Raw genomic sequence first — 21,460 nt, 5'->3', positions numbered from 1 at the left:
ACCTACTTGAATTCGGTGTAGCTACACTTCCCGCAGTGCTTGCGGTCGCCGTAGTCACCGAGGAACGTGTCGCCACAGCGGGGGCACATCTCCTTGTCAGTCGTGCCGTCGTCGTTGTAGTACTCGTGACGCGCCATCTAGGCTTCCTCCGCTTCCGTGTCGGCGTCCTCGGCCGCTGCCTCCTCGTCGTCGGCGGTAATCTTGTTCCGTTCGAGCATGTACTCCTGCTCGACGGCCTTGGCGTCGTCGGCGCTGTCGTACACCTTCGCGTAGCCGACGGACTTCCGCATGCCGTATTTGGTGTCGAGTTTGTGGACGACGACCTCGCCGGCGTCCTTGTTCAGCTTCGCGGCCAGCGAGTCGCGGACCGACAGTCGCTCCGGCGTCGCCTCCTCGTGAGTCAGCTGGAACCGGACGTCCGTCCGGTGCAGCATCGGGTTCTCGTCTTCATCGATGATTTCGACGTCCATGGTTACGTTGCCCGAATTTTCCCCCGAAGCGCGTAAAAGGATTTCGAAGCGCGAGACGGCGTCCAGAGGCCGTTTCGGGTCCACACAACCCGTCGAAAACTGGGTGACTGGAGGGTCTCCGTGGCCTCAGACGCCGAGAATATCGAACAACCGCTCCGAATCGCCCTCCATCCGCTCCAGTAGGCCCCGACACTCCGTCCGGAGGGTCTCGTCGACGGTGACGAGTACCATCCCCTCGTCGGGTTGGCCGTAGACGACGGCGGCGCCATCGGGGGCGGCGACGATAGCGGGTAGCGCCGCGAGGTCCTCCTCGCCGACGACGGTGATGACGGTCGTCCCCTCGCTGTCGATAGCGTCGTCGAGTGCTTCGAGCAGTTCGGCGGTCAGCGTGGCCGGCGGGTTCTCGACCTCCTGCTGATGGTCGAAGCCCTCGATAGCGTCGAGGATTTCCCGCTCGACGCGTTCGCGTTTCGTCTTGCCGTCGACCAACGCCACGTCGGGGCGGCGACCAGCCTCCAGGAGGTGATACGTGACGATGTCACCGACGGCGATTATCGGGCCGTCGGTGTCGGCGAGAAGCGCGTCCGTGTCCGTGTAGATGGGTCCGAGGGGGTCTTTCAGTTCGCCGCGGAGCTCCGTCTGCAGTTCGACGAGGACCTCGACCATCTCAGCGGACCTTCAGCGCGTAGCGTCCGGGTTCCGTGATTTCCATCTCGGCGGCGATTTGGCTCTCCTCTGGGTGGGCGATGACGACGTAGCCGGCCCAGTCCTCGGTCAGGGAGTTCGAGGCACAGACGGGACACTGCTCGCCGTCGTCGATTTCGAGGACGCGGTGACAGTCCCGACACACCAGTCTGTCTGCCATCTAATCACCGGCCTCCGCCTCGTGGCGCTCTCGGTCTTCCTTGAGCCAGCCGTGTTTCCCGAGTCCTGGCTGTTTCGCGGTGAGACCGATTTTCGAGTCACGGGGGTTCCGCTCGTCGATGCTCTTGGTGACGATGCGCGCCCGGACGGAGTCACCGACGCTGAGCACGCGGTTGGAGTCCCGAGAGGCCAACTGCTGGTTCTCCTCGTCGTACGCCAGGTACTCGTCGGATATCTGGGAGACGTGGAGCAGTCCGTCGACGGGGCCGATGCCGACGAAGGCCCCGAAGTTGACGACTTCGACGACCTCGCCGTCGACGACCTCCTGCATCTGTGGGTCGTAGGTGACAGCGTCGAACTCCGCCTCGTAGTAGACGCCCGGCCGGTTCGGTAAGACGGCGCCGTCGCCGATTTCGTGGACCTCCGTCACCGAGACGACGCTGCCGACCGATTCGTCCATCCGTCCTTCGAGCTTGTCCTGCAGCAGCCGCTTGACCAGCTCGGGCGACACCTCCGCGAGATGCCGCGGCGGCACCTCGACCGTGTCCTTGAGTCGTACCCGTTTGTACATGTTATGGTTGAGTAACTTCGAGTTTGTTACGCCCCCGTAAACTAATTACGGGAACGTTTTCGTCCAGTAGCCGCCGCCGCAGCGGCATGTCGTTCGTGACCGCACCGTCGACCTCGCGGGCGATTTCGACGACCGCATCGTCCGCGTAGCCCGCTTCGTGCTCGATTACGTCGCACTCCCGGCGTGCGAGGTCCGCGCCGACGCTTGCGGCCGTCGCCTCCTCGCCGTTGCCCTCGGCGAGGTCGTCGAGTTCCTCCAACACCGCCCGCGGAACGACCGTCTCGTGGTCGCCCAGCAGGCGGTCCAACTCCTCGAACGTCCGGACGCCGACTTCGACCGGCATCATCAGTGCGTTCGTATCGAGCACCACGCGCATCACCGAAGCGTTCCGACGCCGATGAGTCGCCAGCGAGCGCCGACTCGGCGATTGATTGCGATTTTCGCTCCCTCGGCGGCACACACCGGCCGCTTGAGGTTCACTTCACACTCGCCGTCGCGGGCGCTCGTCACCGCACCGACCGTCGTCGCCGTCCCGATGGTCATCATCAGCGGTTCGCCCGTCGAAATCTCCTCGACGTCGCCCTCGCCGACGATTCGGTCGAACAGTTCGACGTCCATCGTGAACGCCTCGTGGGTCGGCGGGAGGCTCCCCGGCGGGCCAGCGACCTGTCCGGCGAGGGCGTCGCCCTTCGTCAGCGAGGGGTCCAGTCCCGTGCCGACACCGAGCAGGCCGCCCGGCGAAACCTCGTCGACGAACTCACCGCCGGCCTGCAGCGACCGAACCGTCGTCTCGACGGGATGGTACTCGGATTGGCCGCCCTCCTCGATTTCTCGGCCGGGTTTGATTTCGATTTCGTCGTCGACTTCGAGTTGTCCCTGCGTGAGCGACCCGCCCAACACGCCGCCGGTGAGGTCTTCCCAGGTCGTCCCGGGTCGGTTGATGTCGAACGAGCGTGCGACCTGGAGTCGCGCGTCGGCGTCGGGGTCTCGCTCCGGCGTCGGGATGGTCTCCTCGACAGTCTGGATGAGGAGGTCCATGTTGACGTTCTGCTGGGCCGAGATGGGGACGATTGGCGCGTCCTCTGCGACCGTTCCCTCGACGAACTCCTCGATTTGCTCGTAGTTCCGGAGTGCCTGCTCGCGGTCGACGAGATCGATCTTGTTCTGGGCGATGACGATGTTCTCGATGCCGATGATGTCCAGCGCCATCAGGTGTTCTTCGGTCTGGGCCTGGGGCACCGGTTCGTTGGCACCGACGACGAGCACCGCGCCGTCCATGATGGAGGCACCCGACAGCATCGTCGCCATGAGCGTCTCGTGGCCCGGTGCGTCGACGAACGACACCGTCCGAAGATGCTCACTGGGCGAGCCGTCCGGACACTCCTCCTCGACGGTGTACCGTTCCGGTTCGTCGAGGTCCGGGCAGTGCCGGAACGTCGCGTCGGCGTACCCGAGGCGAATGGAGATGCCTCGCTTCATCTCCTCGGAGTGCTGGTCGGTCCACTCCCCGGAAAGCGCCTGCACGAGCGTCGTCTTCCCGTGGTCGACGTGGCCGACCAGTCCGATGTTCACCTCCGGTTGTCGGTGTTCTTGCGTCATTTAGTAATGATGTGGATATCCACTCGTGCGCGTCATAACGCTTCCGCTTCGTTCGCTCCGCCGAGTGGTCGCGCCCGGCGCTGTCGACGTTCGTTTCAGGACGCAGGGACCGCTAGCAACCGAGTGTGTCTGTCACATGATCACTGCCCACAGTGATAAGCCCCCCGAGCGCAACCACAGGGTATGACCTCGGTCGAAACAGTCACGTTCGACTCCTACAGCACGCTCCTCGACGTCGACGCCGTCGAGGCCGCCCTCGAAGACGCCGTCGAGAACCCACGACCCATCTCCCAACACTGGCGGTCGCGGTCGCTGATGTACACGATGGTCGCAAACGAAACCGACGCCTACGACACGTTCTACGCGTTCAATCGGGCGGCACTGGAACACGCTCTCGAAACCCACGGCGTCGACCTCCCCGAAAGCGAACGCGAGGAAATCCTCGCGACGTATCACGACCTGCGCGTCTTCGACGACGTACAGGACGGCATGGCCGCGCTGACCGAGGCGGGCTACGACGTGTACGTCGTCTCCAACGGCAACCCCGAGATGCTCGCGTCGCTCGTCGAAACCGCCGGCATCGACGAGTACATCGGAGATACCATCAGCGCCGACGAGGTCGAGACCTTCAAGCCGAACGCCGAAATCTACCGCCACGCCGCCGCCCGAGCGGGGACGCCGATAGACGCTATCGCCCACGTCAGCGCGGCCTTCTTCGACGTACTCGGCGCTCAACACGCCGGTATGACCGGCGTGTGGCTCGACCGCGGGAAGGTCCCGTGGGACGGCTTCGCCGGCGACCCCGACGCGACCGTCTCGGACATCCGAGACGTGACAGACGTACTACAAAAACGGAGTTGAGCGAAGATATTAGCCTGCGGCCGCCCATCGTGTGGGTATGAGTGACGCAGAGGGAACCGCCATGGAGCATGAGGGCCGAGGCGCCGCCTCCCCGTTCGACTGTGAGGCGTGTCTCGCCCCCGCAGAGGCCTTCGCGGTCGTCGGCAACGAAACCCGATTCGCCATCCTCAAGGCGCTCTGGGAGGCACCGGACCGTCCGGTGACGTTCTCGGCGCTCCGAGACCGCGTCGGCGTTCGCGACAGCGCCCAGTTCAACTACCACCTCCAGAAACTGACGGGCCAGTTCGTCCGCAAGACCGACGACGGCTACGACTTCCGGAGCGCCGGCCGCGCCGTCATCCAGGCGGTGCTGTCGGGGTCGCTGAACCAGGACCCCGAGTTCGGCCCGTTTTCGGTCGAAGGCGAGTGCATCGACTGTGGGGCCGGACTGCAAGCCCACTACGAGGAGGAACTGCTCTACGTCGACTGTCCGGACTGTGGCCGCGCTCACACCGACTGGCAGTTCCCGCCCGGTGGCCTCGAAGGGCGTGACCGCGAGGCGGTGATGGACGCGTTCAATCAGCGGGTTCGACATCTGTTGTGTCTCTCCGCTGACGGCGTCTGTCCGGCCTGCAACGGGCGCATGCAGACGGACATAGCCCACGCCGACGCGGAAGACGACATCGACGTGACGGTGACCCACCGATGCCGTCGGTGTGAGAACACGACGAAGACGACCGTCGGTATCGCGCTCCTCGACGACGCGGAAGTGGTCTCCTTCTATCGGGACCACGGCATCGACCTCAACGCAGTCCCGTTCTGGACGCTCGAGTGGTGCGTCTCCGACCGCCACACCGAAATCGTCGACGAGGACCCGTGGCGGCTGGCCGTCGAAATACCGCTGGACGGCGAACGACTCACCGTCGTTCTCGACGAGTCACTTTCGGTTATCGAGGCCGAGCGTTCGGACGCATAAGTATCAACCTCTATACCTAACTGGGTTTCAGTCGGTTCGTCTACAAAAGTGTATTTCTGCGAACATATATCCCGATGTGGATCGTTCGTACTGATATGAACCAAGGAACCAGACAGGCCGGACGAACCGTCTCCGCTACGCCCGCGTCGGGGCGTGTCACACGAACCGAACGCGGAGACCTCGTGGTCACCGTTCCAGCGTGGGCCGTGCGAGTGCTGTTAGTGCTCGCCGTGTTGGCCGCCGGTGTCGCCGTCCCCGCCGCCGTCGTCGGCGTCCTCTCGGTCGTTGGAACGCCCCCGCTGGCGTTGCTCACCCTCCCCGCGCTGCTCGCCGTCGGCTTCGTCGCCCCCTTCGCCGCCGTGGGCGTCGCCGCTACGCTGCTCGGATAGCCGTCCCCGACGCTCGGCCCTCCACTCCTCCAACGACCGTCGGTAACCGACCGTTTTTGCTCCTCGCGGCCCCACGTTCGGTCGTGCGGGAGTACCCCTTCGAACTCGCGGTGTGTGCCGCCATCGAGGCCGAAAGCGACGGCCTCCTCGCCCGCCAACTCGGCACGCACACGCGCATCGTCGACGCCGTCGAAATCCGTCCGGGTCCGGAGTTCGAGGACCGCGTCGCCATCACCGCCGAGTCGATTCCCGACCTCGCTATCGAGAGCGACGTTGGCGCGGGGCGGGCCCGCTACTGGAAGGACGCCATCGACGCCGCTCCCGACCGTGCCAGGGGAGCCGTCGACCGCGCTGTCGAAGTCGGGTTCTTCGCGGCCGAGCGCCGCAACGGCCGCCGCTACGTCCGACAGACGGCGCGGTACCCCGACTGGATCGGCGGGTTGCGGGCCTTCGAGAACAAACCCGACCTCGGTCGTCCAGGCGACCTCGAACTCCAGTTGCGGAAGGACGTCTCGCTCGCACTGTTCGACGAGGTCGTCCTCGTCACCGAATCCTACGTCACGGGCGCGCACCTGAATCGCATCCCGGAGTCCGTCGGCGTGTGGCGCTTCGACAGTGAAACGGGTGATACCGAGGTGGTCCGGGAGGCCACGCCGCTGTCGACCGACGAACCGGGAGTCGCCGTCCTCGAAGAATCGCCCGCCCGAGTCGACATCGAACCCGTCACCGCCGCCGAGAAGGCCCGCCTCCGTCGGCGAGTCGCGGAACGCGCCTACGGCAAGGGCTGGCGTCCGGAGACGCTCCCAGCCTGTAGCCAAGCCGACGCGGGGGGCCCGCCGTTCCGGCCGGACGACGCGCTTCCGTACTGCGAGTGGAAGGGTCGGCTGGTCGACCCTGCCCGGGAGTGCGGCACCGAATGTGGCGGGTACGACCCCTCTGACCCACCGGAGGCCGACAGTGAGGCGGCACGCGAACGTCACACGCCGTGGGCCGCCGACCCGGCAGGAACCGACCGAAAACAGACGGGATTGGACCGCTTCTTCGGGACGTAACGCGTCTACACCACGAACTGCTCGCCGTCGAGAGCCATGTCGTCGTCGAAGGCGTCCTCGGCAGCGATGTAGTGTGAGAGATGGACGAGACGGTACTCATCGACCGAGAGGTCCTCGGCGAAGGCGCGTGCGCCCTCGATGGTCATGTGTTTCGTCCCGAAGGTCCGGGGGATACCGTTCTCGTCGGCGTGGTCGCCGCCGTAGGGATGGTACTCGCAGTACGCGGCGGGAACGATGCCGTCGACGAACAACAGGTCGGCCCCGGACAGCACTTCTCGGGAGCGCACGGGGACGCCGTAGTTCGTATCGCCGGACAGCGACAGCACAGCGCCCGTCTCGGGGTCCTCGACGCGCAGGCCGTAACACACCAGCGGCGGGTGTTCGACGGGAACGAGGGTCACCTCGAACCCGCAAGTCTCGAACGGTTCGAACGGCGACTCCGGCGAGACGGTGACGGCATCGAGGTAGTCGTACTTTTCTTCGATGGTCTCGGCGACGCTCTCGCCGGTGACCGGGTCGGTCTCGTCGGCCGCGAACACAGGTACGTCCTCCAACAGACGGTAGGCGTTGCCCAGTCCGTCGAGGTGGTCGAAGTGGATGTGTGAGATACAGATGGCGTCGGGCAACGCGACGTCGTTGTCGAGGAACTGCTGGCGGAAGTCGGGGCTGGCGTCGACGAGCAACGACTCGCCGGTGCGTTCGTTGTGGACGTGAACCGAAAACCGAGAGCGCTCGACGCCGCGTTCGCGGGCCTCGGTGCAGGTGTCACACTCGCAGTTCGGCGTCGGCGTCCCCGTCGTGTCGCCGGTTCCGAGCAGCGTGACTTCCATCAGTCGTGGTCGTGGTCGTGGCTCGGGCTATCCGAACCGCCCGCGACGAGCGCGTCCGCGTCGCCCTCTATCATGTCCATGTTCTTGAGGTTGTCACGCTCCTCGAAGTCCTCGATGGCGTCCAAGAGGTCCTCCTGGGTGAGCGTCGTCCGGTTTTCGGTGAGGGCATCGAGGACGGCCTCACGCAGGACGAGTCGGAGGTCGCTCCCGGTCAGTCCCTCCGTCGCCTCGGCGAGTTCGTCGGGGTCGAAGTCGTCGACGTCCATCCGCCGGGTGACGATGCGGAGGATGTCCGCACGCATCCCGCGGTCCGGTTTCGGGAAGTTGACGATTTCGTCGAAGCGGCGCCAGGCCGCGGCGTCTAGTTGGTCGGGGTGGTTCGTCGCGCCGATGAGGAGCACGTCGTCTTGAATCAGCGAAATCTCGTCGATGCTCTTCAGCAGCGTGTTGACGGCGCGCTTGATGGCGGCGTGTTCGTCCGACGAGCGGGTCTTCGCGACGAAGTCGAACTCGTCCATGAAGAGAATACACGGCGAGAGCCGCTTTGCGACCTCGAAGGTCTTGTCGACGTTCTTGGCCGTCTCGCCGAGGTACTGACTCGTTATCATCGAGAGTTTCACCTCGACGAACGGCAAATCGAGGTCCTGTGCGAGCGCGCGGGCGACGGAGGTCTTCCCCGTTCCGGGCGGCCCGACGAAGAGGAGTTTTCCGATTTCACGCAGACCGATTTCCGCGAGGTAGTCGCGGTGTTCGATGGCTTTGACGACCTTGTGAATCTCGTTTTCCTGGTCGGCCGTGAGGACGAGGTCGTCGAGGGTCATCTCGATCTCCTCGGGGGCACGCACGTCCACGAGGTCGAGCATCTCCTCTTCGTCCTCGTCGAACATCTCCTCCAGGAGTGAGTCTATCCACACGCGGTCGGCGTGGATGGGGCGGTTCTGCTCGCGGGCGGCCTCGTAGTCGACGCCCAACTCCTCGCCGAAGGCGTAGGCCAGCGTCGGATTGCCGAGCAGTTGCTCCTCGGAGAGGCGCTCTTTGAGCCACGATTCGGCCATCCCACGGTCGGTGAACTCGATCTTCCCGGAGAAGTCGTCGCGGTCGGTGAACATCAGCCCCGAGACGGCTTCCCAGGGGCGTTCGACGCCGGTCGCCGCCGCGGCCGTGTTCGTCGTGGTCGTCAGCGGCCGTTCGACCTCGCCGTCTTCCCAGAAAACACGACGATAGCGGGGCGGTAAGTCCCGCTCGTCGAGGTCGTGGTTCTCCGTGTAGATGGCCGCAGTCAACAGAAACTCGACTACATCGAGCTCGGGGCTGCTCATTCCCCGAAGCCTTACCGGGTCGGAAGTATAAGCCCGTCGAAAGGCGCTGATATGCGCCCACGGTTTCGGGACGGGCGGTTCCGCCGCTCGCTGTCGGCGGTCACTCACGGACGCCCCGTTCTTTATAAATTACCTTCTCCACGAGGTTAACAGAATATGTCTGCTGTCCCTAATCCGCTAACAAGACAAAAATGACTGAGTAGAAGCTTTAACGTGCGAGCAAAAATAATGAGGGTTCGTATGAGTGCCAACACACCGGTCGTAGTCAAAGCGTATCGCACCCCGTTCGGGAAGGAAGACGGCGTCTTCTCCGAGGTTCGCCCGGAGGACCTCTCGATTCCGCTCATCAACCGCATCCTCGAGGAGACGGACCTCACCGGCGAGGACGTCGACGACCTCCAGTGGGGCTGTGCCCAACAGCGCGAAGAGCAGGGCAACAACATGGCCCGCGTCATCGCGCTGATGTCCGAACTCGGCGAGGACACGCCCGCGACGACCATCAACCGCTGGTGTGCCTCCTCGGCGCAGGCGGTCATCTCCGCCGCGGACGCGGTTCGTGCCGGCCAGCGTGACTGTATCATCGCCGGCGGCGTCGAATCGATGTCCCGCGTGAAGATGGGCCAGAACAACCAGATTCACCCGGGCCTCAACGACCACCACAACATCGCCGCCCTGCAGATGGGCATCACCGCCGAAACCGTCGCCGAGCGCTACGACGTGAGCCGCGAGGAGCAAGACGAGTACGCCGCCCGCTCCCAGCAGCGCGCCGTCGCCGCCACCGAGGAGGGTCGCTTCGACGACGAAATCGTCCCCATCGAGGGTCACGACGACGAGGGCAACGAGATTCTCGTCGAGGAAGACGAGGGACTCCGTCCCGGCACGACCGCCGAGAAACTCGCCGAGCTGCCGACCGTCTTCCAGGCCGACGGCACCGTCACGCCCGGCAACGCCTCCCAGACGACCGACGGCGCCGCCGCGCTGTTGGTCACCTCCGAGGAGTTCGCCGAGGAGCACGACTTCGAAATCCTCGCGGAAGTCGGCAACAACTCCGTCGCCGGCGTCGAACCCGAGGTCATGGGTATCGGCCCCATCCCGGCGTGTGAGGAACTGTTCGAGCGCTCCGGGACGACCGCCGACGACTACGACCTCGTCGAGTTGAACGAGGCCTTCGCCTCCCAGTGTTACTACTGCCAGCAGGAGCTCGGCTTCGACGACGACATCTACAACGTCAACGGCGGCGCCATCGCCATCGGTCACCCCCTCGGTGCGACCGGTGCCCGCCTGCCCGTCACGCTCATCCACGAGATGCGCAAGCGCGACGACGCCGAACTCGGCCTCGCCACCGAATGCGTCGGCTTCGGCCAGGGCGCAGCCATCGAGTTCAAGCTTCGATAAACGCCGAACGCGTCGAACGACTCACGACTTTCTTTCAGCGACTCCCGACTCAACAGCCGGTAGCGTGGCCCTGTCTATCGGCTCGGTGAGTTTCTCGAAACTATTCTTTGGCTCGCTGTCGGAATCGTCACTCCGTATCGGTCGCCGCTTCCTCGACTTCCGGTTCCTCGTGTTGGATTACGAAGACCGGACCGAGGAACTGATCGGCGACCTGTTCTGCGGTCATCCCAAACAGGAACGTCGTCACCGATGGGTCGGATTCGCCCATGACGATTGCGTCGTTGTCGTCGGCCGCATCGAGGATTAACTGCTGAGAGTCGTCTCCACGCGAGATTTGGGTGTCGATTAACTCCGGAGAGACCCCTTCTTCGGAGAGTCGAGTCGCGATTCCGTCGAGCAGCGTCTCTACGTCCTCGTCTGATTCGTCCGCTTCAGCGACGTGATACAGGGTCACGCGTACATCGAGCGGTGCGAACAGGCCCGAAACCAATCGGACGAACCGGTCGATACCGACGATTCCGCGGACCGCGACCAGAACGTTCTCGAGCGGTCTCGTCGCGTTCGGAATCAGGGCCGCGAGACAGTCGTGCTCGTCCGTCATTCGGTCGATTGTCGTCTGCCCGTCGTGGGTGAACACGACCCGTGATTCGACTGTCGCACCCGCGTCTTCGAGTATCACCGTGAAATCCTCGAGACGGCGAGTGGCCTGATCTTCGAACTGCTGACGCGCCTGGTCGGTGGCGGTCTGTTCCGGCACGACGTGGTAGCCGAGCAGGACGACGTGGGCGTTCGTCAGGAGTTCGGGAACGCCCTCCGGAATCGATTCCCCTTCGAGAACGCTGACCGGGAGCAGGATGGTTGGTCTGTCTTCCATTGTCTGAACGCCCCGTCGAATCCGATGGGACTGACCTAGATGTCAGATGCGCTCCGGTGATAAAGCCAGCGTGCGTTCGGTCGCGCCTCGGGGCTGTTCGCTTTCGTCGTCCCTCATGGCAGTTTGAGGTATCCGTTGCCGTGCCACTGCAACCGCGTCACTTCGGCGACCCCGGAGTCGACCGTGTCGACGCCATCTGCCAGTTCATCCGGCGAATACCCGAGGCGGTCCAGCGAGTTAGAACAGGCCAGAATCCGGACGCCGGAATCGGCCAGTCGGGAAAGCCGGTCGGCGTCGGGTTCGTCCGCCTGCAGGAACCGGGTCGCGTCGCCGTTGACGACGATGGTTATCAGATTCGGTTCGATCGGCACACTCTCGTCGCTGTGGAGGTTCGAGACGTTTCGGAGTGCCTGCTCCCAGTCGTTGGCGTCGGGACTCGTGATGTGGACGACGACCCCATCGATGTGGCCGCTCATGGCCGTGTTTCGTTCGACTTGGAAATAAAGTCCGCCCCGGTTCGAGTGCCGACGCTCACCTACAGTTCGCCTTTCGTACTCGGCGTGTCGCTGCGGCGCTCGTCGATGCGCGTCGCGTCGTCGAGTCCCCGGGCCAGCGCCTTGAACAGCGCCTCGATTTCGTGGTGGGCGTTCTCCCCCGACACCGACGCATGGAGCGTCAAGCCGGCGTTCAGCGCCAGCGATTCGGCGAAGTGCCGCGCCATGTCGCTCGTGAAATCGCCGACCGTCGGCTGAGAAAACTCCCCGTCGAAATAAAAGCGAGGGCGACCCGACACGTCGACGACGACCTCGGCGACGGCCTCGTCGAGCGGCACCTTCCGGTCGGCGTAGCGGACGATGCCCCGCTTGTCGCCGAGGGCGTCCTCGAAGGCCGCACCGAGCGTGATGGCCACGTCCTCGACGGTGTGGTGGTCGTCGATGGCGAGGTCGCCGTCACACCGGACGGTCACATCGAAGAGGCCGTGTTTCGCCAGCGCCTCCAGCATGTGGTCGAAGAAGCCGACGCCGGTTTCGACGGTGGCGTCGCCGTCGCCGTCGAGGTCGAGCGTCACATCGATGTCCGTCTCGGCGGTTTCGCGGGTCCGTGCTGCCGTCCGGTCTGTCATGTGCGGTAGTTCTCGTGCTCGCTTAAGGTGGTTGCGGCGACGTGATTTTTATATGTGGGTGCCGAAATGTCAGTATGCTCGAACTGTTCGGACTCGCGTGGACGGCGTGGAAACTGAGTGTCAAGCGGGTGGGGCCGCTCGGCGCGGCGGTGTTCGCGCTCCTCGTGGTCGTCGGGTTCGTCTTCCTTCGTGATTACCTCGTCGAGAACTACCCCCGTCTCGGGAAGGCCGTCGACGACGCGGTGTAGGTTCTTGTCGGCGTCGAACCGCCCTCGTCGTACGGGTGCGTGACGGCCGTCTGACTGAACGTTTTGACCCCTCGGCGACAACGTCGGGCGTTGTATGAGCGCGCGAAACCTGCTCCCCGTCGCCGCGGCGCTGGCCGAACCCGTCGCGCCGGAGCTCCCGGCGACGACGAAAGCGGGACTGCTCGCACGCGCGGCGGCGCTGTACCGCCGGGTTCGGGCGACGGTTCGCCGTTAGGTCGGTATCCGCCTCGGCGACCAGCGACGGCGCCTACACTGACTCCATCGCTTCTTCGAGCGTGAATTGGCCCTCGTAGAGCGCCGTTCCGACGACGACCGCCGCCGCACCGGCATCCTTCAGCGCACGCACGTCCTCAAGTGTCGAGACGCCGCCGCTGGCGACGACCGGGATGTCGACCGCGTCGACGACCGCCTCGACCGGTTCGCGGCGGATTCCCTCCAGCTGCCCCTCGACGTCCACGTCGGTAAAGAGGATTGCACCAGCGCCCTCGTCATCGTAGCGTGCGGCGGCCTCCGCTGGGTCCAGTCCCGTCCCCTCGGTCCACCCCGAGACGACGACCTCCCCACCCTTTGCGTCGAGGCTCACCATCACGCTGCCGGGGAAGTCCTCGCTGATTGCGCCGACGATGGCTGGGTTCTCGACGGCCGCGGTTCCGAGGATGACGCGGTCGACGCCCAACTCCAGGAGCGAACAGGCATCTCGGGCGGTCCGGATACCGCCGCCCAACTGGACGTCCACGTCGACGGCGTCGAGAATCGCCTCGACGGCGGGGGCGTTCTCGCGGTCGCCCTCGAAGGCGCCGTCGAGGTCGACGAGATGTAACGTTTCGGCGCCTTCGTCGACCCACCGCTCGGCCGCCTCGACGGGGTCGCCGTAGGTCTTGCCGGTGCCGCGCTCGCCGCCGACCAACTGGACGACCTGTCCGTCCTGCATGTCGACCGCAGGGATGACCTCGAACTCCGGAAACATACGTCTTCAACCGGTGGGGGCGGCCAAAAACCTGCCCGTTGGAACGCGAGCGTGGCGCTTATTTGCCGACCAATCCACCAATCCCGTATGGATGCGTTGCTCGTCGTGGGCCTCCTCGTTGCGGTCTTCGTCGGTTACAACATCGGGGGCGCGAACACCGCTCCGGCGTTCGGCCCCGCCGTCGGCGCCGACATCCTCCCGAAGGCCGGCGCGGGACTGTTGATGACGGTGTTTTTCTTCGTCGGTGGCTGGACGCTCGGTCGTGAGGTCGTCGAGACGCTGGGCGGGGAAATCGTCCCTGCCGAACTGTTCACCACGCAGGCGAGCATCATCGTCCTCTTTTTTATCGGCTTGGCGCTGTTCATCTCGAACTTCTTCGGCGTCCCCGCCTCGACGTCGATGACCGCCGTCGGCTCCATCGCCGGGCTCGGATTGGCGACCGGCGACCTCAATTGGGTCGTGATGGGCCAAATCGTCAGCTGGTGGGTCGTCGCCCCCATCGTCGCCTTCTGGGTCAGCGGCGTCATCGGCCGGTATCTCTACCCGTACCTCAATCAGTGGGTCGCCATCGCGGGCACGGAGGGCGGTCCGTTCCGAATCGAGCGTTCGGGCCGGATACCGACGGTGCATCTCACGGAGGGAACCACCCGACGGGAACTCGCCGGCACGTTGCTTCTCGTCGCAATCGGCTGTTTCATGGCGTTTTCTAGCGGCGCCTCGAACGTCGCCAACGCCGTTGGGCCGCTGTTCGGCAGCGGCGCGATAACGATGAATTTCGGCATCCTGCTGGCGTCGGTCGCCGTCGGTCTCGGTGCGTTTAGCATCGCCCGCCGGACGCTCGATACGATGGGCAACGACCTCACACAACTTCCGCTGACCGCCGCCATCGTCGTCGCCGTCGTCTCCTCGACGCTGACGGCGGGACTCGCCGCAATCGGCGTCCCCGCCAGTTTCGTCATCATCGCGACGATGTCCATCGTCGGCCTCGGGTGGGGTCGTGCGACGCGGACGACGACCGCCCGCGATGCGGTTCGTGGCGAGGGTGCGGGAGCGAACGTCTCCGTCGGGGCGCTGGCGGCCGACGACGCGGCGACCGTCGGGAGCACCGAGACGGACGGCGCTTCGGCACGACCGATGGGCGAGGAAAACCCCGAGGACATCCCTGCGGCATCGGACCTGTTCGACCCGGAGACGACCGGACGTGTCATTTTGATGCAGAACGTCGTCCCCGCGGTCGCCACTATCGGGGCGTTTCTCGTGTTTCGGTTCACGCTCGTGGCGTGATGGGAAGCCGTAGCAAAGAAAACTGAACGCACGTACGGATTGCGCCGAAGACCCATCTCCTAACAGCAACCTTCAACACAGAGGCGCGTGAACTCACTCAGTGATGCCCACGGTAGAATACCTCAACTACGAAGTGCTGGACGACCACGGCTGGGACATCGACGACGACGGCCTCTTCGATGAGGCCGCAGACGCCGGCCTCGACGACGAGGACTACGGCACGCTCGATGTCGCGGAGGGTGAGTACATCCTCGAATCCGCCGAGGCGCAGGGCTTCGATTGGCCCTTCTCCTGCCGCGCCGGTGCGTGTGCGAACTGCGCGGCCATCGTCAAGGAGGGCGAAATCGACATGGACATGCAGCAGATCCTCTCCGACGAGGAAGTCGAAGAGAAGGGCGTTCGCCTGACCTGTATCGGCAGCCCCGCTGCCGACACGGTCAAAATCGTCTACAACGCCAAACACCTCGACTACCTGCAGAACCGCGTCATCTAAGCCGCGTGTGTCCTGCTTTGGGACACCGTTTGCGTATCGTGTAGCACCGCGCTCGCCTCGCCGGCGGGGCGTGTCGGTTTCTCTTTCGAGGATCACGGCGGCCCCTGTATCCGTTTTCGAAAAGCGAGGGCTATCCCGACTGCTCAGTCTCGAAATCCGCTGCCGATAGGCGTTCGGCGTCTCGTTCGTAGCGTTCGAACGTCGCTTCGCCCCACTCGCGAAACTCGGTGTTCGACGACTGCACCAGCGCCCGGGGAATCCCCTCGTCGTCGGCGACGCCGATCTCGATCCGCTCGTCGTCCGGTAACCCGAGGTAAAACGGCAGCGGGCCGTCGGCGATGGCGACCTCGAATCGGTCCGTAGCGAGCTTTTCGCGGAACAGTTCCGCGAAGGGCTCTTCCATGACGTGGTCGGCACACGCCGGTCCGAGGACGATGCTCGCGGTGAACTCCCCGTTGGTGATTCGGTCGTGGACGAGTTTCGTTCCGTCGAGTTCGATGGCGGGCAGGAACCCTCGGAACCGGTCTGCGGTCCGTATCGTCTCGGTTTGGGTCTGTGCCGGCGCGTACGGCTCCGCCGTCGTCGACACTGTCAACTCGGCGCCGGCGAGCCACTCCGGTTCGATATCGAACGACGACGGCGGGACGTGCTCCAGCAACGGCGCGAACTCCTCGGTGAGCCGGAGGGTCTCCGAGAGTCGAGTGAACTCCGCTGCCACGAGTTCACCGGCCGCGGTCACCCGATAGCCGTCGTCCGTCGATTCGACCCAGCCGCGGCTCAGAAATCCCTCGAGGGTCCGCCGCACCGTCGACCGAGAGGCGTCGACGGACGCGCGAACGTCCCGACGGCTCATCGCGTCTCCTCGAAGCACGTTCAGTATCCGCAGTCGGTGCCGCGACCCCGAGAGGAAGTCGATATCCGCCACGACCGGGGCGTCCCCGAGTTCGGCCGACTCGTTCACACGTCGTTCGTCACCCATCGCTAGACGGGTACCGCCCGAAACCATTTAGAAGGTCCGCGTGGGTCTCGGACGCTGAGACATCGCTGTGTTTGCGGCCGAACCCGCACAGCGCGTTCGTTACGAGTTGGCTTCCAGCGCCGCCAGCAGCGTCGCGGTTTCGACGACAGTCGCGAACTCCCCGGAGAGTTGCGCGAGAGCGAGTCGGTGGTTCTGCTCGGCGGCGTAGCGAGTGCCGTCGAACTCGCGGTCGAAAGTGACGGAAGCGTCGCCGACGAGGTACACCTCGAAGCCGAGGTTCTCGGCCATCCGGGTCGTCGTCGACACGCAGTGGTCGGTGGTGAAGCCGGCGACGACGAGCCGTTCGATGCCCGCATCGCGCAGTCGACGTTCGAGGTCGGTTCCGATGAAGGCGCTGTTGACCCGCTTTTCGACGACGGGTTCGTCGCCTCGGGGTGCGGCCTCGGGCTTGAACTCGTTGCCGGGGCGTCCCGGCCGCAACGGCGAATCCCGTTCCGTCGAGTCGTGTTTGACGTGATAGATGGGTCGGCCACTCTCGCGCCACTGGCCCAACAGCTCCGCGATGTGGCGCTCCGCGTCGGGGTTGTTCCGGTCACCCCAGCGGTCGTCGTCGAACCCCTGCTGTACGTCGACGAGCACGAGCGCGGCGTCGTCCAGATTCAACGTCTCGTAGTCCCGAAACGGCATGACCCTGTTCGGTCATCGATAGTCAACCGTCGGGGATATACTTTCCCTATCGGGCGTATTCTGTGGGCAAAATAGTGAACGAACGTTCGAAAATGAGGTGGATATGCGGCAATAAAGTCCTTCAGCTACGGTCGGCAAAGAGTGCTTGCGTTTAAGAGGGATGTGGACACACTCCCCTACGTGTCGTCGCTGCTCTTCGATTTCGCGACCGGGCCCGACATCATCCGACTGCTGGCCGTTCCGGTGTTCGGGTGGGCCGCCTACCGCGACATCGAAACCCGGCGTGTCCCGAACCGGACGTGGCTGCCCCTCGCCGTCGCCGGCCTCGTCGCGCTGGCGTGGGACGGCTGGCTCGTGGCCGACGCCGCCGCCTTCGAACAGCGACGCTTCGCGGTACAGGTCGTCCTCTCGGTCGGTCTCGTTGCGCCGCTCGGGTACATCTTCTGGCGACTCGGCGGCTTCGGCGGCGCGGATGCCAAAGCCATCATGACGCTTTCGCTGCTGTTGCCCGTCTACCCGGCGTTTTTCGTCGGGACGGGCGTGTATCCGCCGTCCGGAAACCAACCGCCCCTCGGCGTCTTCTCGCTGAGCATCCTCTCGAACACCGTTCTCGTCGGTCTCGCCTATCCCTTCTTCCTCGCCGGGGTGAACGCGCTCCGAGGCGCGTTCACGCCCGCGATGTTCATCGGCCGCGCCGTCGAAATCGACGACATCCTCTCGGAGTACGGCCGTCTGCTCGAAACGCCCGAGGGGTTCACCCGCCAGGGACTCGACATCGACGCGCTCCGGATGTATCTCCGCTGGCGCGGCGTCTCCTTCGAGGCGGTTCGGACGACCCCCGACCGGTATCGGCACCCCCTCCCGACCGAACGCAACGACCCCGGCGATGGCTCTATCGAGGTCGACGAGCGCGCGTTGACCGACGGTGGGGGCGTCGTCGCCGACCGATTCGATTCCTCCGAGGCGGCGATTCGGCCGTTCGACGCGTGGGGCGCCGAACGGTTCCTCGAAGAACACAGCGCCTACGGGACGACGCCCGAGGAACTTCGGGGGGGACTCGAGGTGCTCACCGAACCGGACCGCGAGTCGGTGTGGATTACCCCCGGCGTCCCGTTCATCGTCCCGATGTTCGTCGGTTTGCTCCTCGCGCTCACGTTCGGCGATTTGCTGTTCGTCCTCCTCGGGCTCTTCGGGGCGGCGTAGGCGTCGGGCTTAAGCCCCCGCAGGCGAACTCTCGGCCGTGATTGTCGTCGCCACGGACGATTTCGAGGTGTACCACGGCGTCGTCGGCGAGCTCCGTGACCGGGGCGTCGAGTTCACCACGCTAGAACCCGGCCAGTCGCTTCCGGAGGCGGCTCGCGTCGCCATCGTCGGTCCCGAGGACGAACACCCCGACGTGGAGACGGTTCGGGCGACGCCGGACGACCCTCGCCGTGCGGTCGACGCGGCGCTGGCGATTCTCCGTGGCGACGGCGGCCAAACCGTCGTCGGCATCGACCCCGGTGACCGCCCCGGGATCGCCGTCCTCTCGGGTGAGACGGTCGTCGCCGCGTTTCAGGTGCCGGCCGACGAGGCCGCGGCGGTCGTCGCCGAGGAAGTCGCCGAGGCGCCCGACCCGCTGATCCGAATCGGTGACGGCGCGCGATTGCAGGGAACGAAAATAATCGAGGCCCTCGACGGCGTGCCGGTCGAACTCGTCGACGAGACGGGGACGACGCCGTATCTCGGGACCGGCGCACGCGGCATGGGTGACGTGCTGGCCGCGGTCAACATCGCGCGACTCGACGGCGAGCGAATCGAGAGTCGGGACATCGAACCGACGGCCGGCGAAATCCAACTCATCAAGAACCGTTCGCGGCGACGGAGCGACGACGGCCGCACCATCGACGAGGAACTCGCCAGACGGGTCGCTGTCGGCGAGTTGACGATGGAGGAAGCCCTGCAGCGACACCGAAAGCGTTGAGACGCCGTCTTATTGCGTGTCGTACTCCTGTCGATATGCGGTCTCGGCACGGCGAACGACATCTCGAATCGCGAGGTCGGTGGCGTCAGCGACCGCCGCGGCGTCGTCGTACTCGGCGCTCACGTCGTACACCTCGCCCGCGTCGTCGGCCGCGATTTTCACCGTCACGCCGAACGTCTCGTCGCCGATGTCGAGTTCGACCGTCTCGAAGGACCGCCCGGCTATCCAGCGGTGGCCCGCCGCCGTCTCGCGGATACCGAGCGTTCCCGTCTCCTCGGCGAGTCGTCTCGCGACCGACGCCACGTCATCGGGCTTGACGATGACTTTCACGAGATGGCCGGGCCGGGATTTCTTCATCGTCGCCGGAACGACCGTCACGTCCCGTGCGCCGGCGTCGGTCAGCGTTTCCTGGAGCCCGCCCAGCATCTCGGGACTCGCGTCGTCGAGGTTCGTCTCCAGCACGCGGATGTCGTCGCGCTTCAGGCCGCCGCTGGAGTTGCCGACCATTGCCCGGAGGACGTTCGGGTGGTCCTCGAAGGACTTGCTGCCGGCTCCGTAGCCACCACTGTCGATGTCCATCGGTGGCAGCGAGTCGACGCCTTCGGCGAAGTGTGCAAGAATCGCCGCCCCCGTGGGTGTGAGAAGTTCCTCGTCGAGGGGTCCGCCGTGTAGTTCCCACGACGCCGCCTCGGCGATGTAGGTCACGGCCGGCGTCGGCACCGGGTAGACGCCGTGGCTCATCGACGCCTCACCACCGCCCACGGCGACCGGCGTCGTCACCACGCGGTCGGCGTCGAGGTCGTCGAACAGCAGCGCCGCCCCGACGATGTCGGCGATGGCGTCGTCGGCCCCCACCTCGTGGAAGTGCGTCTCTTCGAGGTCGGTTCCGTGGACTCGGGATTCAGCTTCGCCGAGCAGCCGGAATACCGCCGTGGCGTCGGCTTCGACGGCCTCTGGAAGACCCATCTCGCCGACGATGTCCCGACACTCCGCGTAGGTCCGGTTCGGGCCGTGGCCCTCGGCGTGGGTGTGGTCGTGGCTATGTTCGTGGTCGTGAGCATGGTCGGCATGTTCGTGGCCGTCGCCATGGTCGTGGCCATGTTCGTGTTCGTGAGCATGGTCGGCGTGTTCGTGGCCGTCGCCGTCCACCAACACGTCGACCGTCGTCGCTCGGATACCGTTCTTCGTCGTCTCGCCGATGCGGTAGGTCACGTCGAGTACGTCTTCGATGGGCGAGAGCACCTCGGAGTCGGCGCCGGCCGCCACCAGCGCGCCGAGGAGCATGTCACCGCTTGCCCCTGTTCGGCCGTCGAAGGCGAGCGTTTTCATGCGAATACGTCGGTCGTGCGAGGCGAAAAGTGGTGTGGTACACGCTTTATGCGGGCGCAGTCCGTGGGTGTCGTATGCGCGCTGCTATCTATCGTGGAGCGGGAGACATCACAGTCGAGGAGGTGCCGAAACCCGAAATCGAGGAGCCGACCGACGCCATCGTCCGGGTCACTCACACCGCCGTCTGTGGCTCCGATTTGTGGTTCTACCGCGGTCAGCGTGACCGCGAGGAGAACTCCCGGGTCGGCCACGAACCGATGGGTATCGTCGAGGAAGTGGGCGAGGACGTGCGGTCGGTCGAACCGGGTGACCGCGTGTTCGCGCCGTTCGTCGTCAGCTGCGGGGAGTGTGAGTTCTGCCGGAAGGGACTCCACACCTCCTGTCGGAACGGCGACTCCTGGAGCGGCGACAACGGTGGCGCACAGGGCGAGTACGTCCGGTCACCACACGCCGACGGGACGCTCGTTCGGGTTCCGGACCGACACGCGGACGACGAGGAGACGCTGCAGCCACTGCTTCCGCTGACCGACGTGATGGGGACGGGCCACCACGCCGCGGTCAGCGCCGGCGTCGAGGCGGGTGACACCTGCGTCGTCGTCGGCGACGGCGCGGTCGGACTGTGTGCCGTCCTCGCCGCCGGTCGACTCGGCGCCGAGCGCATCGTCGCGATGGGTCACCACGAGGACCGACTCGAACTCGCCGAGTCATTCGGTGCGACCGAAACCATCTCGGCGCGGGGCGAGGAAGCCATCGACAGCGCCCGCGAACTCACCTACGGCGGCTCGAACCACGTCCTGGAGTGTGTCGGCGCGGCGTCGTCGATGGAGACCGCAATCGAGGTCTGTCGTCCGGGCGGCACCATCGGCTACGTCGGCGTTCCGCTCGGCGTCGAGGAGGAGGGGATGAACCTCCATTCGATGTTCGGAGCGAACATCTCGCTTCGGGGCGGCGTCGCGCCGGTCCGGGCCTACGCCGAGGAGTTGATGGCCGACGTGCTGCAGGGGACGCTCGACCCCTCGCCGATTTTCACGAAGACGGTCGGTATGGACGGCGTTCCGGACGGCTACCGCGCGATGGACGACCGGGAGGCAATCAAGGTGTTGGTGAAGCCACAGGAGTGAGCTGAGAGGTAGCCGTTGGGTGGCGTGGCAGCAAAAAGCATATCTCCGGCGCGACCCGAATTCACG

General features: G+C 65.3%; 28 protein-coding genes. 12 read left to right on the top strand and 16 right to left on the bottom strand.

Features of this window, described 5'->3' with window-relative positions:
* Positions 1–2: 2 nt before the first annotated feature.
* The 7 genes from HWX69_RS16085 to HWX69_RS16055 form a co-directional block, all read right to left on the bottom strand.
* A complete protein-coding gene (locus tag HWX69_RS16085) occupies positions 3–137 on the bottom strand; it encodes a 30S ribosomal protein S27ae (protein WP_156710049.1) in 135 nt (44 codons plus the stop codon).
* A complete protein-coding gene (locus tag HWX69_RS16080) occupies positions 138–470 on the bottom strand; it encodes a 30S ribosomal protein S24e (protein ID WP_156710048.1) in 333 nt (110 codons plus the stop codon). It abuts the gene before it with no gap.
* A gap of 126 nt (positions 471–596) precedes the next feature.
* A complete protein-coding gene (locus tag HWX69_RS16075; protein WP_178918057.1) occupies positions 597–1,136 on the bottom strand; it encodes a GTP-dependent dephospho-CoA kinase family protein in 540 nt (179 codons plus the stop codon).
* Position 1,137: 1 nt separating this feature from the next.
* A complete protein-coding gene (gene spt4 / locus HWX69_RS16070; protein ID WP_156710046.1) occupies positions 1,138–1,335 on the bottom strand; it encodes a transcription elongation factor subunit Spt4 in 198 nt (65 codons plus the stop codon).
* On the bottom strand, positions 1,336–1,905 hold the full coding sequence (locus HWX69_RS16065) for a DNA-directed RNA polymerase (protein WP_178918056.1): 570 nt from the start codon (positions 1,903–1,905) through the stop codon (positions 1,336–1,338).
* A 1-nt stretch (position 1,906) separates the two neighbouring features.
* Positions 1,907–2,281: a PIN domain-containing protein gene (locus tag HWX69_RS16060; RefSeq protein WP_178918055.1), complete on the bottom strand. Its 375-nt coding sequence runs from the start codon at positions 2,279–2,281 to the stop codon at positions 1,907–1,909.
* Complete coding sequence (locus HWX69_RS16055) at positions 2,281–3,504, bottom strand: translation initiation factor IF-2 subunit gamma (protein ID WP_178918054.1); 1,224 nt, start codon at positions 3,502–3,504, stop codon at positions 2,281–2,283. The genes HWX69_RS16060 and HWX69_RS16055 overlap by 1 nt, the downstream gene beginning before the upstream one ends.
* Before the next feature lie 183 nt (positions 3,505–3,687).
* Between HWX69_RS16055 and HWX69_RS16050 the strand changes: the two genes are divergently transcribed.
* The 4 genes from HWX69_RS16050 (at position 3,688) to HWX69_RS16035 (ending at position 6,761) form a co-directional block, all read left to right on the top strand.
* Complete coding sequence (locus HWX69_RS16050) at positions 3,688–4,365, top strand: haloacid dehalogenase type II (protein WP_178918053.1); 678 nt, start codon at positions 3,688–3,690, stop codon at positions 4,363–4,365.
* 37 nt (positions 4,366–4,402) lie between these two features.
* Positions 4,403–5,320 carry a winged helix-turn-helix domain-containing protein gene (locus HWX69_RS16045; protein WP_246286526.1) on the top strand — a complete coding sequence of 306 codons (918 nt, stop codon included), beginning with the start codon at positions 4,403–4,405 and terminating at the stop codon, positions 5,318–5,320.
* A gap of 95 nt (positions 5,321–5,415) precedes the next feature.
* Entirely contained in the window at positions 5,416–5,709 is a 294-nt protein-coding gene (locus HWX69_RS16040) for a hypothetical protein (RefSeq protein ID WP_178918052.1), read from the top strand.
* A gap of 83 nt (positions 5,710–5,792) precedes the next feature.
* The gene (locus tag HWX69_RS16035; RefSeq protein ID WP_178918051.1) at positions 5,793–6,761 is read left to right on the top strand and encodes a DUF5787 family protein; all 969 of its coding nucleotides are present in this window, start codon (positions 5,793–5,795) and stop codon (positions 6,759–6,761) included.
* Between the two features lie 5 nt (positions 6,762–6,766).
* On the opposite strand, the gene HWX69_RS16030 is transcribed toward HWX69_RS16035, so the two are convergent.
* Entirely contained in the window at positions 6,767–7,591 is an 825-nt protein-coding gene (locus tag HWX69_RS16030) for an MBL fold metallo-hydrolase (RefSeq protein WP_178918050.1), read from the bottom strand.
* The gene (locus tag HWX69_RS16025; RefSeq protein ID WP_178918049.1) at positions 7,591–8,910 is read right to left on the bottom strand and encodes an ATP-binding protein; all 1,320 of its coding nucleotides are present in this window, start codon (positions 8,908–8,910) and stop codon (positions 7,591–7,593) included. The genes HWX69_RS16030 and HWX69_RS16025 overlap by 1 nt, the downstream gene beginning before the upstream one ends.
* Positions 8,911–9,150: 240 nt before the next feature.
* Here HWX69_RS16025 and HWX69_RS16020 point away from each other — a divergent pair, with 240 nt between their 5' ends.
* Positions 9,151–10,305, top strand: coding sequence for a thiolase family protein (locus tag HWX69_RS16020; RefSeq protein ID WP_178918048.1), 1,155 nt, complete (start codon positions 9,151–9,153; stop codon positions 10,303–10,305).
* Between the two features lie 127 nt (positions 10,306–10,432).
* Here the strand turns inward: HWX69_RS16020 and HWX69_RS16015 are convergent, their stop codons facing one another.
* From HWX69_RS16015 to hisB, 3 genes are all read right to left on the bottom strand, one after another.
* Positions 10,433–11,179, bottom strand: a complete 747-nt coding sequence (locus HWX69_RS16015) for a universal stress protein (protein ID WP_178918047.1) — start codon at positions 11,177–11,179, stop codon at positions 10,433–10,435.
* 113 nt (positions 11,180–11,292) lie between these two features.
* Positions 11,293–11,655 carry a DsrE family protein gene (locus tag HWX69_RS16010; protein ID WP_178918046.1) on the bottom strand — a complete coding sequence of 121 codons (363 nt, stop codon included), beginning with the start codon at positions 11,653–11,655 and terminating at the stop codon, positions 11,293–11,295.
* A gap of 59 nt (positions 11,656–11,714) precedes the next feature.
* Positions 11,715–12,302 carry an imidazoleglycerol-phosphate dehydratase HisB gene (gene hisB, locus HWX69_RS16005; protein WP_178918045.1) on the bottom strand — a complete coding sequence of 196 codons (588 nt, stop codon included), beginning with the start codon at positions 12,300–12,302 and terminating at the stop codon, positions 11,715–11,717.
* A 74-nt stretch (positions 12,303–12,376) separates the two neighbouring features.
* Between hisB and HWX69_RS16000 the strand changes: the two genes are divergently transcribed.
* Together HWX69_RS16000 and HWX69_RS15995 are read left to right on the top strand one after the other, a co-directional pair.
* Positions 12,377–12,550 carry a hypothetical protein gene (locus tag HWX69_RS16000; protein WP_178918044.1) on the top strand — a complete coding sequence of 58 codons (174 nt, stop codon included), beginning with the start codon at positions 12,377–12,379 and terminating at the stop codon, positions 12,548–12,550.
* Between the two features lie 94 nt (positions 12,551–12,644).
* Positions 12,645–12,785 (top strand): hypothetical protein, encoded by a 141-nt coding sequence (locus tag HWX69_RS15995; protein ID WP_156710032.1) that lies wholly within the window; start codon positions 12,645–12,647, stop codon positions 12,783–12,785.
* Positions 12,786–12,818: 33 nt separating this feature from the next.
* On the opposite strand, the gene hisA is transcribed toward HWX69_RS15995, so the two are convergent.
* The gene (gene hisA / locus HWX69_RS15990) at positions 12,819–13,538 is read right to left on the bottom strand and encodes a 1-(5-phosphoribosyl)-5-[(5-phosphoribosylamino)methylideneamino]imidazole-4-carboxamide isomerase (RefSeq protein ID WP_178918043.1); all 720 of its coding nucleotides are present in this window, start codon (positions 13,536–13,538) and stop codon (positions 12,819–12,821) included.
* Between the two features lie 87 nt (positions 13,539–13,625).
* Between hisA and HWX69_RS15985 the strand changes: the two genes are divergently transcribed.
* Together HWX69_RS15985 and fer are read left to right on the top strand one after the other, a co-directional pair.
* On the top strand, positions 13,626–14,822 hold the full coding sequence (locus tag HWX69_RS15985) for an inorganic phosphate transporter (protein ID WP_178918042.1): 1,197 nt from the start codon (positions 13,626–13,628) through the stop codon (positions 14,820–14,822).
* 103 nt (positions 14,823–14,925) lie between these two features.
* Positions 14,926–15,315 carry a ferredoxin Fer gene (gene fer / locus HWX69_RS15980; RefSeq protein WP_156710029.1) on the top strand — a complete coding sequence of 130 codons (390 nt, stop codon included), beginning with the start codon at positions 14,926–14,928 and terminating at the stop codon, positions 15,313–15,315.
* A gap of 130 nt (positions 15,316–15,445) precedes the next feature.
* Here fer and HWX69_RS15975 read toward each other — a convergent pair whose 3' ends face one another.
* Together HWX69_RS15975 and HWX69_RS15970 are read right to left on the bottom strand one after the other, a co-directional pair.
* A complete protein-coding gene (locus HWX69_RS15975; protein WP_178918041.1) occupies positions 15,446–16,294 on the bottom strand; it encodes a helix-turn-helix transcriptional regulator in 849 nt (282 codons plus the stop codon).
* A 99-nt stretch (positions 16,295–16,393) separates the two neighbouring features.
* Complete coding sequence (locus HWX69_RS15970; protein WP_178918040.1) at positions 16,394–16,981, bottom strand: cysteine hydrolase family protein; 588 nt, start codon at positions 16,979–16,981, stop codon at positions 16,394–16,396.
* A gap of 180 nt (positions 16,982–17,161) precedes the next feature.
* Between HWX69_RS15970 and HWX69_RS15965 the strand changes: the two genes are divergently transcribed.
* Positions 17,162–18,184: a prepilin peptidase gene (locus HWX69_RS15965; RefSeq protein ID WP_348643033.1), complete on the top strand. Its 1,023-nt coding sequence runs from the start codon at positions 17,162–17,164 to the stop codon at positions 18,182–18,184.
* Positions 18,185–18,221: 37 nt separating this feature from the next.
* A complete protein-coding gene (locus HWX69_RS15960) occupies positions 18,222–18,944 on the top strand; it encodes a hypothetical protein (protein ID WP_178918039.1) in 723 nt (240 codons plus the stop codon).
* A gap of 9 nt (positions 18,945–18,953) precedes the next feature.
* Here the strand turns inward: HWX69_RS15960 and larC are convergent, their stop codons facing one another.
* Entirely contained in the window at positions 18,954–20,273 is a 1,320-nt protein-coding gene (gene larC / locus HWX69_RS15955; protein ID WP_178918038.1) for a nickel pincer cofactor biosynthesis protein LarC, read from the bottom strand.
* Positions 20,274–20,347: 74 nt separating this feature from the next.
* On the opposite strand from larC, the gene HWX69_RS15950 reads away from it, so the two are divergent.
* Positions 20,348–21,394 carry a zinc-dependent alcohol dehydrogenase family protein gene (locus HWX69_RS15950; RefSeq protein WP_178918037.1) on the top strand — a complete coding sequence of 349 codons (1,047 nt, stop codon included), beginning with the start codon at positions 20,348–20,350 and terminating at the stop codon, positions 21,392–21,394.
* Positions 21,395–21,460 lie beyond the last annotated feature (66 nt).

Source organism: Natronomonas gomsonensis (assembly GCF_013391635.1).
Classification (GTDB): Archaea; Halobacteriota; Halobacteria; order Halobacteriales; family Haloarculaceae; genus Natronomonas; species Natronomonas gomsonensis_A.
The sequence above is the reverse complement of the archived record's forward strand: the minus strand, read 5'-3'. Positions and strand labels throughout refer to the sequence as shown.

What these genes read in the sequence shown, in the direction of transcription:
- HWX69_RS16055 (WP_178918054.1), bottom strand. Translation starts at nt 3,504, where the DNA reads ATGACGCAAGAACACCGACAACCGGAGGTGAACATCGGACTGGTCGGC.
- HWX69_RS16020 (WP_178918048.1), top strand. Translation starts at nt 9,151, where the DNA reads ATGAGTGCCAACACACCGGTCGTAGTCAAAGCGTATCGCACCCCGTTC.
- HWX69_RS15970 (WP_178918040.1), bottom strand. Translation starts at nt 16,981, where the DNA reads ATGCCGTTTCGGGACTACGAGACGTTGAATCTGGACGACGCCGCGCTC.
- HWX69_RS16085 (WP_156710049.1), bottom strand. Translation starts at nt 137, where the DNA reads ATGGCGCGTCACGAGTACTACAACGACGACGGCACGACTGACAAGGAG.
- larC (WP_178918038.1), bottom strand. Translation starts at nt 20,273, where the DNA reads ATGAAAACGCTCGCCTTCGACGGCCGAACAGGGGCAAGCGGTGACATG.
- HWX69_RS16050 (WP_178918053.1), top strand. Translation starts at nt 3,688, where the DNA reads ATGACCTCGGTCGAAACAGTCACGTTCGACTCCTACAGCACGCTCCTC.
- HWX69_RS16025 (WP_178918049.1), bottom strand. Translation starts at nt 8,910, where the DNA reads ATGAGCAGCCCCGAGCTCGATGTAGTCGAGTTTCTGTTGACTGCGGCC.
- HWX69_RS15975 (WP_178918041.1), bottom strand. Translation starts at nt 16,294, where the DNA reads ATGGGTGACGAACGACGTGTGAACGAGTCGGCCGAACTCGGGGACGCC.
- HWX69_RS16075 (WP_178918057.1), bottom strand. Translation starts at nt 1,136, where the DNA reads ATGGTCGAGGTCCTCGTCGAACTGCAGACGGAGCTCCGCGGCGAACTG.
- HWX69_RS16000 (WP_178918044.1), top strand. Translation starts at nt 12,377, where the DNA reads ATGCTCGAACTGTTCGGACTCGCGTGGACGGCGTGGAAACTGAGTGTC.
- HWX69_RS16030 (WP_178918050.1), bottom strand. Translation starts at nt 7,591, where the DNA reads ATGGAAGTCACGCTGCTCGGAACCGGCGACACGACGGGGACGCCGACG.
- HWX69_RS15985 (WP_178918042.1), top strand. Translation starts at nt 13,626, where the DNA reads ATGGATGCGTTGCTCGTCGTGGGCCTCCTCGTTGCGGTCTTCGTCGGT.
- HWX69_RS15950 (WP_178918037.1), top strand. Translation starts at nt 20,348, where the DNA reads ATGCGCGCTGCTATCTATCGTGGAGCGGGAGACATCACAGTCGAGGAG.
- fer (WP_156710029.1), top strand. Translation starts at nt 14,926, where the DNA reads ATGCCCACGGTAGAATACCTCAACTACGAAGTGCTGGACGACCACGGC.
- hisB (WP_178918045.1), bottom strand. Translation starts at nt 12,302, where the DNA reads ATGACAGACCGGACGGCAGCACGGACCCGCGAAACCGCCGAGACGGAC.
- HWX69_RS15995 (WP_156710032.1), top strand. Translation starts at nt 12,645, where the DNA reads ATGAGCGCGCGAAACCTGCTCCCCGTCGCCGCGGCGCTGGCCGAACCC.
- HWX69_RS16040 (WP_178918052.1), top strand. Translation starts at nt 5,416, where the DNA reads ATGAACCAAGGAACCAGACAGGCCGGACGAACCGTCTCCGCTACGCCC.
- HWX69_RS16045 (WP_246286526.1), top strand. Translation starts at nt 4,403, where the DNA reads ATGAGTGACGCAGAGGGAACCGCCATGGAGCATGAGGGCCGAGGCGCC.
- HWX69_RS16015 (WP_178918047.1), bottom strand. Translation starts at nt 11,179, where the DNA reads ATGGAAGACAGACCAACCATCCTGCTCCCGGTCAGCGTTCTCGAAGGG.
- HWX69_RS16080 (WP_156710048.1), bottom strand. Translation starts at nt 470, where the DNA reads ATGGACGTCGAAATCATCGATGAAGACGAGAACCCGATGCTGCACCGG.
- HWX69_RS16065 (WP_178918056.1), bottom strand. Translation starts at nt 1,905, where the DNA reads ATGTACAAACGGGTACGACTCAAGGACACGGTCGAGGTGCCGCCGCGG.
- spt4 (WP_156710046.1), bottom strand. Translation starts at nt 1,335, where the DNA reads ATGGCAGACAGACTGGTGTGTCGGGACTGTCACCGCGTCCTCGAAATC.
- HWX69_RS16010 (WP_178918046.1), bottom strand. Translation starts at nt 11,655, where the DNA reads ATGAGCGGCCACATCGATGGGGTCGTCGTCCACATCACGAGTCCCGAC.
- HWX69_RS16060 (WP_178918055.1), bottom strand. Translation starts at nt 2,281, where the DNA reads ATGCGCGTGGTGCTCGATACGAACGCACTGATGATGCCGGTCGAAGTC.
- hisA (WP_178918043.1), bottom strand. Translation starts at nt 13,538, where the DNA reads ATGTTTCCGGAGTTCGAGGTCATCCCTGCGGTCGACATGCAGGACGGA.